Here is a 16042-nt window from a genome sequence, read left to right as displayed (position 1 = left end):
CCGTTTTACTTCTTACTCATATTCGAGACCCGTCGGCCCTCGCGCGCAATGCGCGCAATCGGCGCGGATGCAGAGGAAGCCGCCATCTGGCTGCCGCCCTGCTTGCGGCGTTGCCCGATCAAGTGCGCCATTTGCGCAATACTGGTTTGCTCAAACACATCTTTGATGCTGAGGCTGAGATTGAGTTGTTGCTCAATCCGCGCCAACATGCGCAAGGCTTTCAATGAGTGGCCGCCAAGATCAAAGAAATTGTCGTCCACCCCGATTTCCTGCTGCTGCAAGACCTCACACCAGATCGCTTGCAAGCTTTGCTCAAGGCTGTTGCGCGGCGCCAGCATGGCAGGACGCACCCCGATTTGCGGCGCCGGCAAGGCTTTGTAGTCGAGCTTGCCGTTGGCGGTTTGCGGCATGCTTTCCATCTGCACAAAGTGGCCGGGCAGCATGTGTTGCGGCAACAACTGGCCCAGATACTCGCGCAATTGGCCGGCAGTCGGCGCTTGCGCCGGCTGATGCGGCACCACATAGGCGACCAGCTGTGCATCGCTGGCCGCGCCATTGGCCGCTTTGTGCAAACGCAGCGCCACCTGACGCAATGCGGGATGGGTGGCTAACTGCGCTTCGATTTCGCCCAGCTCAATCCGATAGCCGCGCAATTTGATCTGCTGATCACGCCGGCCCACATAATCCAGATTGCCATCCGGCAAAGCGCGCACCAGATCGCCGCTGCGATACAAGCGGCCAGGGCCGAAGGGGTTGGCGATAAAACGCTCCTGCGTGAGCGCCTCGCGTCCCAGATAGCCGCGCGCAACGCCGGCCCCGCCGATATACAACTCGCCACTCGCGCCAAACGGGACGGGACGCAATTCGCTGTCCAGCACATACAGCTGCGTGTTATCAATCGGCTGGCCAATCGGCACGCTGCCGCTTAACTGCTCACCGGGCTGCACTTCATACACACAGCAACCGACCACGGTTTCGGTCGGGCCGTATTCATTGAAGATGCGGATCTGCGGTGCGCCATCGCGCCAGGCTTGCAAAGACGCCGCCGGCAAGGCTTCGCCGCCGACCACCATGGCTTGCACGCTGGCCGCTGCGCCGGCAGGCAGGGTTTGGCCCAATAACTCAAGATGCACCGGGGTGATTTTCAGCAAGTGCGCGGCCTTGCACGGGGCATCAAAGGCAAGCTGGGCCAATTCTGCTGTCGGGCTTAATTGCGTCGCCAAACTGGTGGCGTCTTGCGCATCGGGAATGATAATCACGGCGCCGCCGGCCACCAGCGGCAGCCACAAGCTGGTGATAGTGGCGTCAAAGCTGATCGAGGAATGCAAAAACGCCAGGGTATGCGCCCCGCTGCCATAGCTGCGCCGGGCATAACTGAGGTAATTCACCAAGCCGCGATGTTCAATCATCACGCCCTTGGGCAAGCCGGTCGAACCCGAGGTATAGATCACATACGCCAAGTTGCTGCCTTTTAACGCCGGCAAGTCGGGCGCCGGCGCGGTTTGCGCTGTTGCCGCCAGTGCAGGCAGGACTTGATCGAGCAAGAGCCGCTGTACGCCAGCGCCGCTGTCCGCCGGCAAACGCGCCGCCAATTGGCTTTCGGTGAGCAGGATGGCGGCTTGGCTGTCCGCCAATAAATACGCCACTCTTTCGGCTGGATACGCGGCGTCAATCGGGATATACGCCGCCCCCGCTTTGAGAATCGCCAACAGCGCCACCACCAAATCCGGCGAACGCGACATAAACACCGCCACCAATTGCTCAGTTTGCAAACCCTGCGCCATCAAATAGCGGGCCAACTGCGCAGCGCGCTGATCCAATTCCGCATAGCTGATGGCTTGATCCTGATAGCGCAAGGCGATGTGGTTTGGCGTCGCGCGCGCCTGCTGTTCAAACAAATGATGGGCGCAGCCCTCAAACAATGGCACAGGCGGCGGCGACCAGGCGGCCAGCAAAGCGGCTTCCTGTTCGGCTGTGAGCATATTGACTTGCGCAAGCCGGCTGGCTGCGCCGGTGCTGATGGCTTGCAGCAATTGCACAAAGTGGGCCAGCAAACGCTCTGCGGCGGCAGGCGTGTAATAGCGGTGTTCATAATGCAAATGACCATGCAAGCCCTGATTTTCCGCAATCACCAGGGTGAGCGGGAAATTGGTGCGCTCAGCCGCGCGCGCAAACTGGAACAGCGGCGCATCATGCCGGCTGCCCGGATAGTTTTCAAACACCAGCAGCGAATCAAACAGTGCGCCCGGCCAATCCAGCCCGGCCAATTGCTTCATATCCGCCAGCGAAATACTGCAGTGCTGCTCGTTTTCCTGCTGCGCTTTTTGCAATTGCCGCAACCAGTCTGACAGGCTTTGGCGGCCATCCAGATTGACGCGGCATGGCAAGCTGCTGATCATCAGGCCGACCATGTTTTCAATCCCCGGCAAGGCTTGCGCCCGGCCCGAAACTGTCACCCCGAAAACGCAATCATCCTGTCCCGTGTAGCGTTGCAGCAGCAAGCCCCAAGCCGCCTGGGCCAAGGTGCTGAGGGTGATGTGCTGCGCTCTGGCAAAGTGTTGCAAGGCGGCTTGGGTCTGGCTGTCAATGAGGAATTCTGCGCGGCCAATCCCGTCTTGCGTCGCCAGCACGGCGCGCGCGCCCGGCAAAGGCGTGGCTTCGGCCAAGCCCTGCAAGCGCTGCCGCCAATGTGCTTGCGCCGCCGCTTGTTGCTGCTGCTGCGCCTGGACATAGCTGCGGAATGGGCGCGCGCTCTGCTTGAACGCTTCGCCGCGATAGGCTTGGGTGACTTCATCCAACAAGACTTGCACTGACCAGCCATCCAGCAAAGCATGGTGATGGCTGAAAATCATGCATTGGCCGCCCTGCGGCAAATCAAACAGGCAGATCCGGTATGGCGCCGCCGACAAAGGAAAACCTTCGGCGCGATCAATTAAGAGATAGGCGTCCAGGGCGGCCGCATCGTCTTGCAGATCCTGTCCCATCTCTGCATAGTGGGCCGCGCGCCAATCGAGCTTGACTTCGCTGCTGACGCATTGCAGCGGCTGCCCTGCACTGTTCAAATCGAATCTTGTGCGCAGGGCCGGATGACGCGCCGCCACGCTTTGCCAGGCCGCGCGCAAGGCCGCCGCATCAACGCTTTCAGTGAGGCTAAAGCAGATTTGCTCAATATACAGACTGGCCGCTGGCGTTTGCAGGGCGTGGAACAACATGCCTTCCTGGGTTGGCGTGAGCGGATACACATCTTGCAAATGCGCATCTTTGGCCGCCAGCACATCGGTTTGCGCCTGGCTCAACTTGGCCAGCGGGAAATCGCAAGGCGTGTAGTGCGCCCTGCTTTGCGCCGCGCAGTGCGCCAGCAAGGCTTGCAATTGGCGTGTGAATTCGCTCGACAAGGCGGCTACGCATTGCAGCTCTGCTTGATAAGTCCATTCCACGGTCAGGCTGTCGCCCTGCACAAAGGCGTCGATTTCCAGCAAATGGGCGCGCTGATTGTCAGCCGCCTGACGCGCCCCGCCCGACAAGGCAGAGACGCCAAGCAAGGGCGTGGCGATAAAGTCGCCATCAAAGCGGCCAAGATAGTTAAAGCAAATCTCGCTGTTGCGCGCCAACTGCGCCGGCCATTGCCCCTCGTCTGCGCCATAGGCCAGCCAGCCAAATGCGGCTTGCGGCACGCTGCGCACAGCTTGTTTGACGTGTTTCAGCAGGGCATCCAAGGCTTGCGGCGTGCCGTCCTGCCCTTCTTCCAAGGCAAAGCAAACCGGGTACAGGGTGGTGAACCAGCCGACTGTGCGGCTGACATCCAATTCGATGTCAGCGCCATCGAGCGCGTCACGGCCATGGCCTTCAAGGTCGATGCGCCAATTTTTACCGCCCAGACAAGCGCGCAAGCTGGCCAACACAGCGGCTAACAGCAGATCGCTCACTTTGGCATGGTAGGCCGCCGGCGCGCTGGCCAATAATTGCTCAGTCGCCGGCAGCGTCACGCTTAATTTGCGCGCCTGCGCGACTTGATTGCGCTGCTGCAAGGCGGCAGCGTCGGCAGTCAGGCTGGCCACGGGACGGGACAGATATTCACGCCAGAACGCCAGCCCGGCGCGCACTGTCTGCGGGGCCAGATAATGTTGGCTGAGCTGCTGCGCCCAATGCTGGAAGGAGCAGGTTTTGGGCGGCAGCTGTGGCGTCTTGCCGGCCAGTAAAGCGGCATAGGCTTGCAGCACATCATCGAGCAAAATCCGCCACGACACGCCATCAATCAGCAAATGATGCGCCAGCAGCAGCAAGACGGCGCGGCTTTGATCGGCTTTTTGCACCAACAAGGCCGCCATCATCGGGCCAGCTTGCAAATTCAGGGACGCTTGCTGTTGCGCAAACCAGTCTGCCAATTGGCGCTCATCTTCAGGCCAGGCGCGGCATGCAATGGTGAGCGGCGCGACGTCGGACGCAGTCATGGGTGCGATGTCAGCCTGCCATGCGGCGCGGCTGTCTTGCTGATAACGGGTGCGCAAACCATCGTGGTGTTGCAGGGCCAGATTAAGCGCGCTTTGCAAGGCGGCAAGATTCAGGTTTGGCTCGACTTCAAACACAAAGGACTGGGTAAAGTGCTCAGGCTGGGCCTGATTATGCGCAAAGAACCAATTCTGGATCGGCGTTAAAACCTGCTTGCCCTTGACTTCGGCGGCCGCCAGGCTTTGCGGCCTCTGCGCTTGCTGCAAGGCGATCAAATTCGCCAGCTCGGCAATGGTGGGCGCTTCAAACACCATGCGCGGCGTGACATGCATGCCGGCCTGACGCGCTTTGAAGATAATTTGCAAACTCAAAATCGAGTCGCCGCCCAGGGCGAAGAAATTATCATGCACGCCCAAGCGTTGACCCGGCAGCAAGGCTTGCCAAATTTCCAATAAGGCGGCTTCAAGCGCGCTCAAGCTGGCGCGCGGCGCTGCGTCCGGGGTGGCGGAATCTGCCGCCGGCGCGCTGGGCGCCGCCTGCGCCAAGGCCACTTTGGCCAAGGCCGCGCGGTCAATCTTGCCATTGCCGGTGAGCGGCATGGCCGGGATTTGAATGAATTTTGAGGGCAGCATATAGCTTGGCAACTGCGCCGCCAATTGCTGGCGGATGGCTTGCACAATCGCCGCTTCAATCGGCGGGCAAACCTGGCCGCATACGGCTGCGCATTGCGCGCCGGCGCCGCCCGCACCCTGCTCACCCTGCTCTGCCAAACCGTCCACCAGCACCACACAGGCATATAAATGTTGCCGGCCATGGCTTTCATGCAAGATCACGGCGGCTTCCGAAATCATGGAATTCGCATTCAGGCAGGCTTCAATCTCGCCCAACTCAATCCGATAGCCGCGCAGCTTGATTTGATGGTCGCGCCGGCCCAGGAAATGCAAGATGCCGTCCGCGCTGTAACGCACCAAGTCACCGGTTTTATACAGGCGCGCCGCCGGGTCAGTGCTGAAGGGGTTGGCGACAAAACGCTCTGCGCTCAAGGCGGCGCGATGCAAATAGCCGCGCGCAAGGCCGGCCCCGCCAATATACAGCTCGCCCACTGCGCCGATGGGCAAGAGCTGCATCTGTTCGCCCAGCACATACAGTTGCGTGTTGCGGATCGGCCGGCCAATCGGCAAGGCCCCGCCGCTTGGGCAGTCGCCGGCCGCGATATCATAGATGCAGCAGCCAACCGTGGCTTCGGTCGGGCCGTATTCATTCACCACCCGCACCGCTGGCGCATGTTCGCGCCAGAAGCGCAACGCATTCGCATGCAGCGCTTCCCCGCCCACCACCAGCACGGCGGTATGCGCGGCGGCGCTGGCGGGCAGGATTTTGCTCAGTAATTCGACGTGCGCAGGCGTGATTTTGGCCAAACTCAAGCGCGGCTGCGCTTGCCAGACTTCGCTCAAGCATGCGATTTCATCTTCTTCCGGCACGATGAATAATTGCTTGCCGCACAGCAGCGGCAAATACAGGCTGGTGATGGTGGCGTCAAAGGAAATCGAGGAATGCACCGGATTGCCAATGCAGTCTGCCCGCTCGTAATGCGCTTTGGCATGCGCCAGATAATTGCTCAGGCCGCGCTGCTCAATCATCACACCCTTGGGCTGGCCGGTTGAGCCGGAGGTATAAATCACATACGCTAAATCTGTTGCGGAAATCGGCAAGTCCAAGTCGCCGGCATCGCATGCGGCCAGCGCAGCCCGGGCCTGGTCGAGTAAGAGCGTGTCGCTGCCGGCGGGCAATTTGGCCGCCAATTCGCTGCAGCTGATCAATAACTGCGCTTGCGCATCGCGCACAATATATTCCAGGCGCTGGACGGGATAGCTGGCGTCGATAGGCAAATACGCCGCGCCTGCTTTCAACACGCCCAGCACGGCGACCACCAACAGCTCGCTGCGCGGCAAAAACAGGCCGACAATCGATTCGCGCCCTATCCCGCTCTGGCGCAGATGGCGCGCCAGGCGATTCGCTTCCTGGTTCAGTTCGGCATAAGTTAAGCTGTGTTCGCCATAGCGCAACGCAATCGCTTGAGGGACACGCCGCACTTGCGCCTCAAATTCCTGATGCGGCAGCAAGGCCGGCATGGCGGCCTCAGTTGCATTCCAGGTTTGCAAGAGCAGCGCTTGCTCGGCAGGGGCCAGGCCAGTCAATTGGCGCAGCGGGGTGTGGGCGTTGGCGCAAATTTCCTGCATTAAGTGGACAAAATTCGCCGCCATTCTTTGCATGGTGTCTGGCAAGAATAAGGCGCTGCGATAAGAAAACTTGCCGCTGAAGTGGTCTGGCTGTTCATCCACAAACAAGGTCAAGTCGAATTTCGCCGCCGGCGTATCGATGTTTTCACGCCGCAATGGCAGCGCGCCGGCCTGCTGCGCTGTGGCCGCATACGCCAACATCACTTGGAACAAACCTTGCCCGGCAAGGCTGCGGTTTTTATCCACCGCGTCCAGCACCAATTCATACGGCGCTTCCTGGTGCGCCAGCGCTGCGCTGCTGTGGGCGTGGGTGGCCTGCAATAAGCTGAAGAAATCGCAGGCGCCTGCCGCCGGCAGTTGGGCGCGCATGGCCAGGGTGTTTAAGAACAGGCCGAGGGTGTTTTCGACTTGCGCCAGGGGACGTACTGTAACCGGTACGCCGATGCTGAAATCACGCTCGCCGCAATAGCGATGCAACAGAATTTGAAATGCCGCCAGGATGACGTTGAACGGGGTCGTGCCGGCTTGCGCGGCCAGTGCTTTGATGCGCGCGCTGAGCGCGCGCTCCAGCACAAAATGCGCACAGCCGCCTTGATGCGCACTTTCGCGCGCAGCGTCACGCGCAAAATCGCAAGGCAGATTCAGCGCTGGCGGCAGGCTGGCGTATTGCTGGCGCCAAAAATCGAGCTGCGGCTGCCAACGCGCCTGACTGGCGGCGGAACGTTCCCAGGCTGCAAATGCGGCATAACTGGCGCTGGCCGGCAGCGCCGGTTCGGCGCCGTTCAGCAAGGCGGTGTAGATTGCCTGTAATTCGTGCTCGAAACGGTCGATTGAAGCGGCATCGAACAGGATGTGGTGCGCGACGAACAGCAAGGCCAAGCGGCTGTCCGCGCTGGCCGGGTTGGCGCGCAGTAATTGCATGCGGCACAGCGCCTGTTCTTCCAACACAAATCGGCTCTGGATGGCTTGTGCGGCGATTTCTTGCACCCGGGCTTGCCACTGGGCGGCATCGAGTTGGCCCAGCTCCAGCAGTTGGCAAGGGGGTGTGGTGTTTGTGTGGTATTGCTCGGCAGCGGTTTGGCTTGGCGCAGCATCGGCGACTACGCGCAGGCGGGTGCGGAAGACGGCGTGCCTTTGCACTAACAGGGCCAGGCTGCGTTGCAGCAGTTCAAGCTTGACGTCAGCCGCAAAATGCCACATCACGCCAATATTGTAGGCGCTTGATGCGGCCTCCATTTGCTCGACAAACCACATTCTTTGCTGGGCGCGGCTGAGCGGCGCAACGGCGGTTTCCGGCAAGACTGGCGCGCTGGCGCTTTGCACGCGGCTGGCCAGGGCGGCAATGCTGTGATGCGCAAACACCTCGCCCACGCCGATTTGCATGCCGTAGTCGGCGCCCAGGATCGCCGCCGCTTTGGCCGCCAGCAAGGAGTGGCCGCCCAGTTCAAAAAAGGAATCATGCCGGCCAATCGCGCTGCGCCCCAGCAGGCGGCCCCAGACTTCGGCAATCGCCACTTCGACTGCGCCTTGCGGCGGCGCGTCGGTGGCGGGGCTGCTTTGTTCGGGACGCGGGAAGCGCGCGCGGTCCACTTTATTGTTCGGCAGGCGCGGGAATGCCGCCAGGGGAAGCAGCACCGAGGGCAACATAAAGTCCGGCAGATTGGCGCGCAATTGGGCCTGGATCTGGTTCAGGATCGCCGCTGCATTCTCCAAGTCAGGCGCATCCAATAAGACATAGGCGACAATCGCTGTCGCATCCAGATAGTCCGCGCGCACCATCGCCACCGCATCGCGCACTGCCGGCGCGCTGCGCAACTGGCTTTCAATTTCGCCCAGTTCGACGCGGAAACCGCGCACTTTCACCTGCTGATCAATCCGTCCCAGATATTCAATATTGCCATCCGCCATCCAGCGCGCCAAATCGCCGCTGCGGTATAAGCGTGCGCCTTCTTGTGCGGCAAAGGGATGCTTGACGAAACGTTCGGCATTCAGTTCTGCGCGCTGATGGTAGCCGCTGGCCAGGCCGATGCCGCCAATGTACAACTCGCCCGCCACGCCAATCGGCAAGCGCTGCATGTCTGCATCCAGAATATGGATTTCAGTGTTGTGCAAGGGTTTGCCGATGTGGATGCGCTCGGCATCGCTGGGCAGAATCGCGTTGCTGGCGCTGACCGTCGCTTCGGTCGGGCCATAGGAATTCACAAAACGCCGTCCCGGCCCCCATTTGCGCAGTAAATCCAAGCCACAGGCTTCACCGGCGACAATCAATACTTCCAAATCCGGCAAGGGGGCGAAGGGCAATGCCGCCAGCGCTGAGGCCGGCAGGGTTGCGTGGGTCACGCCTTGGGTTTGCAATACGGCCAGCAAATCCGGCCCCGGCAGCAATTGCATGGCAGGGGCCAGCACCAGGGCGCCGCCGGCGCACAGGGTCATGACAATTTCCCAGATCGAGGTGTCGAAACTGAAGGAAGCGAATTGCAAAACGCGGCTGGCGGGCGTCATTTGCAACAAGTCAATTTCCGCCTGCGCCAGATTGCAGACGCCGCGATGGCGGATCAAGACGCCTTTCGGGCGCCCGGTCGAGCCGGAGGTGTAAATAATATAGGCGTGATCATCCGCCGTCGTCTGGCAGGCCGGCGCGCTGCGCGGCAGATCCGGCAAGCTGGCGGCCTGCTGTTCCCAGCACACCAATTCGACTGCGACATCCTGATACACCGGCAAAAATTTTTCCTGCGTCAACAGCAAATGCAATTGCGCATCGTCAATCATGAAGCGGCGCCGCTCAAGCGGATAATCCGGGTCGATCGGGACATAAATCCCGCCCGCTTTCAAAATCGCCAAAAAGCCGATCACCAAGGCCGGCGAGCGCTCAATGCTGATGCCCACCGTCAGTCCCGGTTTTACGCCCAAGGCAAGCAGGCGATGCGCCAGCTGATTGGCCTGCGCGTCCAATTCCGCATAGCTCAGTTGTGTATCCTGGAACACCAGGGCAATGCCGTCGGGGGTGGCTTGCGCTTGTTGTTCGATCAATTGCTGAATGCAGAGATTGTCGGAAAATGGCGCTTGGGTCTGGTTCCAGGCCGCCAATTCGGCTTGTTCGGCGGCGCACAGCAGCGGCAATTGGCCAATCGCCTGGCTTGGCTGCTGCACAATCGCCTGCAGCCAGCTGGCAAAATTGGCCGCCATGCGGCTGATGCTGGCGGCTTCAAAGCGCTCGCAGGCGTATTCAAACACGCCGCTGAAATGCGCCGCGTCTTGCCAGATTTCCAGCGTCAAATCGTATTTTGCAAAGCCATGATCAAATTGCATCAGGGCCGAAACATGCTGGTCGGCCACTTGGCGCGCCGCCGGCGGCGCCGCCTGATAGGCAAACATCACTTGGAATAAGGGTGAAACGCCGGCTTCGCGCACCGGGTTGAGCAGTTCGACCAATTTGTCGAATGGCATGACTTGGTGCTGCAGCGCAGCCAGCACATTCGCGCGCACTTGCGCCAGCAGGGACAGGAAATTGCTGCCCGGCTCGACTTGCTGGCGCATCACCAGCAAATTCACTAAAAAGCCGGCGATGTCCGCCAAACCGGCTTCCTGGCGCTGCGCCAGCGGGGCCCCGATCACCACATCGCTTTGTTGCGTGTAGCGCCGCAAAAATGCGGCAAAGGCGGCCAATAACAGCATATACGGCGTCACCGCGTGGGCTTTGGCCATGGCCAGCAGATCGCTGCTTAATCTGGCCGGCAAACTGAAGGCCAGCCGGCTGCCGCGCTGGCTTGGCTGCTGCGGCAAGGTTTTATCATAAGGAAGCTGGGCCACGCCGGGCAGCTGCGCCAGTTGCTGCAGCCAATACGCGCGCGCTTGCTCGTATTCCGCCGTATTCAATTGCTGGCGCTGCCAGGCGGCCACATCCAACATAGTCAATGCGCTGCTGTCTTGCGCGGCTTGGAATGTCCCATCGTGGGCTTCTTGATAATACGCCAGCAATCTGTCCCACAGCAGATTCAAAGTCCAGGCATCGGCCACTGCATGGTGCAGGCAGAGGTAAAACACATGTTCAGCCGGGGCCAGGCGCAAGATCGCAATCCGCAGCAAGGGGGCTTGCGTCAGATCGAAGGGACGTTGCGCGTCTTGCGCCAGCCAGTCAGCGGCCTTGCTGGCGGAGTTGGGGGCCACCCATGTGATTGTGATGTTGGCCTGCTCTGGCGGCACAATCTCAGCGACTGCTTCGCCGGCTTCGATCAGAAAGCGGGTGCGCAGCGCTGGCGTGCTCTGCACCAGGCCATCCAGCGCGGTTTGCAAGGCGCTGGCGTCAATTGCGCCTTCCCACATGGCGGTATAAGCCATGTTGTACACGCAGCTGTGCGGCGCGAGATGTTGCGCAAACACGATGCGCTGCTGGTCGCTGCTGGCGATGCCGCGTGTGGCATGCAGCGGCTGCAACAGATTGCGCGCCGCCTGTGGCTGCTGCGCGGCGCTGCTGTCGCCATGATTTTCTATCATTGCCGCCAAGGCGGCCAGGCTGGCGTGTTGGAAAAATTGCGGGAAAGGAATCGCCACGCCGCTCAGCGCCTGCACTTGCGCCAGCATGCGGATGGCCAGCAAAGATGTGCCGCCAAGATGGAAGAAATGATCTTCCAAATTGATCTGCCGGCAAGGCAAGACCGCTTGCCAGATGGCGTGCAATTGCTTTTGCAGTGGACTCCATTGCGCTGCGCTGTGCGCCTCTGCGTGCGTGCCGGGCGCTATGTTCGGCTGCAGCGCGGCGCGATTGATTTTGCCATTCGGCAGCAGCGGGAATTGCTGTTCAATCTGGAAATGGCCGGGAATGGCGGCGCTATTCAGATGCGGCGCCAGATAGGCGCGCCATGCGGCCACGCCCGGATTGGCGCCGCAAGATGCGTTTTGCCGCAGGGTCAAGTACGCCAGCAGCACCTTGTGGCCATCGGCAGCTTCGCTGTAGTGCACGACCGCTTGTTGTACGTCGGGGTGGCGCTCTAACAGGTTTTCGATTTCACCCAGTTCGATTCTTTGGCCATCGATTTTGATTTGAAAATCTTTGCGCCCCGCCAATTCAATATCGCCGCTGGCTAAGCGCCGCCCGAGGTCGCCAGTGTAGTACAGCGGCAAACCGGCCAATTCCGCATGGCCGCCCTGCTCCAGCGGCGCGCCCACGGCAAAACGCTGGGCCGATTCCGGGCTGGCGTGCAAATAGCCGGCTGACATATACGGGGTGGAAATAACAACCTCGCCCAACTCGCCATCGGCGACCGGGCGCCCGCTCTCGTCGAGTAAAAAGGCGCTGGCGGCGCTGATCGGTTTGCCAACCGGAATCACGGCGCGCACGCCATCGTTGGCCGTGGCTTCATAGGCAAATTTGGCCAGCGTGGTTTCGGTCGGGCCGTAAAAATTAAACAGGCGCGCGCGCGGCAGGCCAAGCGCAAAGAAGCGCGCCACCAGGGCGCCTTTTAACATTTCCCCGGCCAAGGCCAACACGCGCAAGCTTTGCAAATGCTCACGCGCGCTGCTTTGTTCCAGCAATACCTGGCAAAGCGAAGGAATCATATGGCTGATGCTGACGCCTTGTTGGCTGAACCAGGTCAATAATTCCTGCGGCGCATAAACGATCTCGCGGCTGGGCGGAATGCACAGGCAAGCCCCGCTCAGCAGCGGCAATAACATATCGCGCAAAAATGGATCGAACATTTGCGCGGTCAACAAACTGACCCGGTCTTGCGGCGTCACCGCCAGTGCTTCGCGTTCCCATGCGATGAATTGCAAAAGACTGTCGCTGCGTCCCAACACGCCTTTCGGCGTGCCGGTCGAGCCGGAGGTGAAGTACAAATAACAATGACTGGCATCATCTGACAATGGCTTTGCCGCGCGTGCTTGCGGCGCCAGCGCAGCCGGGCCATCATCCAGACATAAAAACGGCGGCAGCGGCGCGCCTGGCGGCAAGGCGGCTTGCAATTGCGGCAAATATGCGCGGTGGGTAATGATCAAGCCTGGCGTCAATTGCGTGAATATGCTGGCCACGCGCGCGGCCGGCAAGTTTGGCTCAATCGGCACAAATATCTTGCCTGCCCCCATGCTGGCCAGCGCTGCTTTGACTAAATCAAGCGAGGCCGGCAAGAAGGTGACAACCATGCGCCCTGTCGCCATGTCCTCGACCGTACAGCGCAGCTGCTCCAATGCGGCTTGCAATTGACGGTAATTGAGTTGACCCTGGCCGCTTTCAATCGCCAGTTGCTCCGGAAAGCGCGCCGCAATTTGGTTGAATTCAAGCAATATGTTCATTCCACACTTCTTTATCAAATTTGTTGCAAATGCATGCGCCGCCACCGGAGCACTGGGATCAATTTAAGTTGGCTCTGTCAGGCAATTACGCGCTGAAGACAAAGCGGTCCGCTTCTTTTAAGAATGGGAATTTGCTGCGCACCTCGTCGAGCAAGCTGCGCGACAGCGTGGCGCTGTGCAGGCATTCCTGATGACTTTGATGGAATAAGACTTCGCCCAAGGGGTCGATCAACATCGAATCGCCGCTATAGCTGATGCCATTGCCATCGACGCCTACACGGTTGACGCCCAGCACATAAGCTTGATTTTCAATCGCGCGCGCCTGCAACAGGGCTTGCCAATGTTTGGCGCGGCGTTCCGGCCAGCTGGCGATATACAAGGCCAGATCGTATTTGCCATCGAGATTGCGCGACCAGGCCGGGAAGCGCAAATCAAAGCAAATAAAGGTCGCCACATTCCAGCCTTGAATCGGCACAATCAAAGGCTGCTGGCCTGGGCTGTAGTGTTTGTCTTCACCGGCGAAGGTGAATAAGTGCTTTTTATCGTAGTGTTGCAAGCCGCCATCGGCTTTGGCCCAGATCAGGCGGTTGAAATACTTGCCGCCTTCTTCAATCACCACGCTGCCCACCACATCCGCGCCCTTGGCGGCAGCGGTGCGGCGCATCCAGCGCACCGCTTCGCCATCCATGGTCTGCGCCACGCTGGCCGGGTTCATGGTGAAGCCGGTGGTAAACATTTCCGGCAGCACGATCAGCCGGCTGTTTGCGACATCGCGCAGGCGCTGTTCGCAGCGCTGCAGGTTTTCTGCCGGCGCTTCCCAGGCCAAATCGGTTTGCAGAAAAGACAAACACAGGTCTTGCGGAGATACATTGTTTTCCATCACATTCTTCCCTTCATGTTTTGCTGATTTTGCTTACATCCACTGCTGCAAGATGCATTCGTTTTTCTCGCCCGGCTCCTGGCTGTATTCGCGCACCAGCACATCGCCTGTGCTGTGCGCCGCATACCATTGCCGGCCTGAGGCTTTGCGCAGTGTTGATGCAAAACTCAGCACGCGCGTCTGAAAGCGTTGACCGGCCAGCTCCAGGGTTTCGTCAGGCAGACGGTGATAGCGGATCTGATCGATTTTGGCGTGCTCCAGATCCAACACCCGCATTACCGCTTCGCTCTGGCCGCCGGCTAAGAAAACTTGCGCCGCGTCTTCTGAGGTGGCGTCATATTCGCTTTGCTGGAAGCGGTATTGCTTGACCCCGTCTTCTTCCAGGCGCAGCTTCATCACGCCCGCATCCAGACCGGCCACGATGCTGCTGCGCTCGCCATCTTCTTTGGCGGAATTGATGTAATTGCGCAGACCATCCGGCGCAATCAACATTTTTTCATCCGCATCCAGCCGGTAGCTGAAGAGAAAGCCTTCGCTGTGGATGCGCAAACGGTGTTGCTGCAAGAGGTTTGCCTGGCCGCCCTCTTCGCGCGTGCTGCGCCAGGTTTCCAGTGTGCCGACTTGATCGCCGTTGTTGATCAGGCGGTATTGCAAACGCAGCTGCGCCCCGGCGGGCGCATCCATGCTGTCGGCCTCTTGCTGGCCGGCCTTGCGCAACGCTTTCTTCGCCTCTTTTTCAGCCTCATCTTCAAACATCTCGTCGATGGCCTCGTCCATCGCCTCATCCAGCCATTGCGACAGCTCGGGGTCGCTGGCAATCGCTTCAAGCAGTTCTGCTAGCGGCATGCGTGGCCTCGCTCAGTTGTTTTAATTGGCTCAGATCGGCGTCGTACAGGCTTTCCATATAGCCGCCGCCGCGCACTGAGGCATCACTGATCTGCGCCAGCGGGAATTGGTCTTTCGGCGGCGCCAGGAATTCGCACTTGATGGCGTAATCCAGATAGCGCTGCATCAAGTTGTGATCGCATGCATGGCAAGTGATATTGCTGCCGGATAACAAGGCCTCGATCTTGCTGGTGTCGTATTTCGCGGCTTCTTTGCAATCGCTGCCGTCGTAGAAAATCGCCATCAAATCGGTGAAGGTCGAGCGGTAGGGTTTGCCGGCGCGCATCATGCGGCCTTCCTGAACCGCTTCAAAATAGCGTTTGGTGTCGATTTCATCGATCCGATAACCAAAGCGGCGCATTTGCTGCACGATATCGTTATAGGTAATCGGCGCAGGATTGGTTAAGTTGTAGGTGCAGTGACGGGTGGCCGGCAAGTTCAGCATCGCAAACAGGGACGCCTTGGCGACATAATCCACCGGTGTGATATCAAAATCTTCATCGGAGGGGAAACTCAAGCCGGTTTCCACCAGGGATTTCAGCATTTCATAGTAAATGCCTTTTACCTTGGTCTGTTTGAGCGGGTAGCAACCTGTCACGCTGTCGCCCCAGATATTGCCGGGACGCACAATCACCCAGTCCAGACCGCGCGCGCTGGCGGCATGCACCAATTGCTCGGCATCGTATTTGGAGCGCTCGTAAGCCATGTCTTCAAAACCCTGGCCGACATCCAGATCGCTTTCTTTCAACACAAAGCCGGGTTCATACAGTTTGTCCCCGGTCATACTGAAGCTGGAGGTGTACATCAGGGATGCGCGCGCGGCCAGGCAAAACTCGATGACATTGGCCACGCCGCCGACATTCACCGGCGCAATTTTGGCGTATGAAGCGACCAGGCTGACGTTTGCCGCGCAGTGCATGGCCATATCGCAAAGCCCGGCCAGATCGCGGTACAGGCTGTCTTGCAAACCGAATTGCGGCTGGCTGACATCGCCCAGAACAGGACGTATCCGGTTCACCTGATTGCTCAGCAGGCCCGCTTCGTCATACGCAAACAACACTTCTTTAATCCGCTCCAAGCCTTGCGCCTCATCTTTGGCGCGCACCAGACAGTGCACATTGCATTGGGTGCTTAATAACAGTTCCTGCAGCAAACGGCCGCCCAGCACGCCCGTCGCCCCGGTCAACAACACATTTTTCAGGCTGGTATCCGCCATCTGATTCATTTTCACTTCTCCCGCAAATCCCTTGGTGTATGGTGGGCCTGGCTGCGCTGCACGCCAGGCCATCAATTTGTGCCC

4 protein-coding genes are annotated in these 16042 nt (G+C 59.7%); all 4 read right to left on the bottom strand.

Annotated features, from left to right (window positions below):
- Positions 1 to 5: 5 nt before the first annotated feature.
- The 4 genes from V8J88_RS06505 to V8J88_RS06490 all read right to left on the bottom strand — a co-directional run bounded on the left by V8J88_RS06505 (position 6) and on the right by V8J88_RS06490 (position 15967).
- Complete coding sequence (locus V8J88_RS06505; protein WP_338848536.1) at positions 6 to 12977, bottom strand: amino acid adenylation domain-containing protein; 12972 nt, start codon at positions 12975 to 12977, stop codon at positions 6 to 8.
- A gap of 85 nt (positions 12978 to 13062) precedes the next feature.
- Positions 13063 to 13857: an amidohydrolase gene (locus V8J88_RS06500; protein ID WP_338848535.1), complete on the bottom strand. Its 795-nt coding sequence runs from the start codon at positions 13855 to 13857 to the stop codon at positions 13063 to 13065.
- 33 nt (positions 13858 to 13890) lie between these two features.
- Positions 13891 to 14703, bottom strand: coding sequence for a hypothetical protein (locus V8J88_RS06495; RefSeq protein WP_338848534.1), 813 nt, complete (start codon positions 14701 to 14703; stop codon positions 13891 to 13893).
- On the bottom strand, positions 14681 to 15967 hold the full coding sequence (locus V8J88_RS06490; protein ID WP_338848533.1) for a thioester reductase domain-containing protein: 1287 nt from the start codon (positions 15965 to 15967) through the stop codon (positions 14681 to 14683). Before V8J88_RS06490 ends, V8J88_RS06495 begins: the two co-directional genes overlap by 23 nt.
- Between the last annotated feature and the right edge of the window lie 75 nt (positions 15968 to 16042).

The organism is Massilia sp. W12 (assembly GCF_037300705.1).
Taxonomy (GTDB): domain Bacteria; phylum Pseudomonadota; class Gammaproteobacteria; order Burkholderiales; family Burkholderiaceae_D; genus JACPVY01.
Note: the sequence above shows the minus strand (reverse complement) of the source record. Positions and strands in the feature narration are given on the sequence as shown.

Coding starts and splice junctions, on each gene's coding strand:
- V8J88_RS06495 (WP_338848534.1), bottom strand. CDS start 14,703: ATGCCGCTAGCAGAACTGCTTGAAGCGATTGCCAGCGACCCCGAGCTG.
- V8J88_RS06500 (WP_338848535.1), bottom strand. CDS start 13,857: ATGGAAAACAATGTATCTCCGCAAGACCTGTGTTTGTCTTTTCTGCAA.
- V8J88_RS06490 (WP_338848533.1), bottom strand. CDS start 15,967: ATGAATCAGATGGCGGATACCAGCCTGAAAAATGTGTTGTTGACCGGG.
- V8J88_RS06505 (WP_338848536.1), bottom strand. CDS start 12,977: ATGAACATATTGCTTGAATTCAACCAAATTGCGGCGCGCTTTCCGGAG.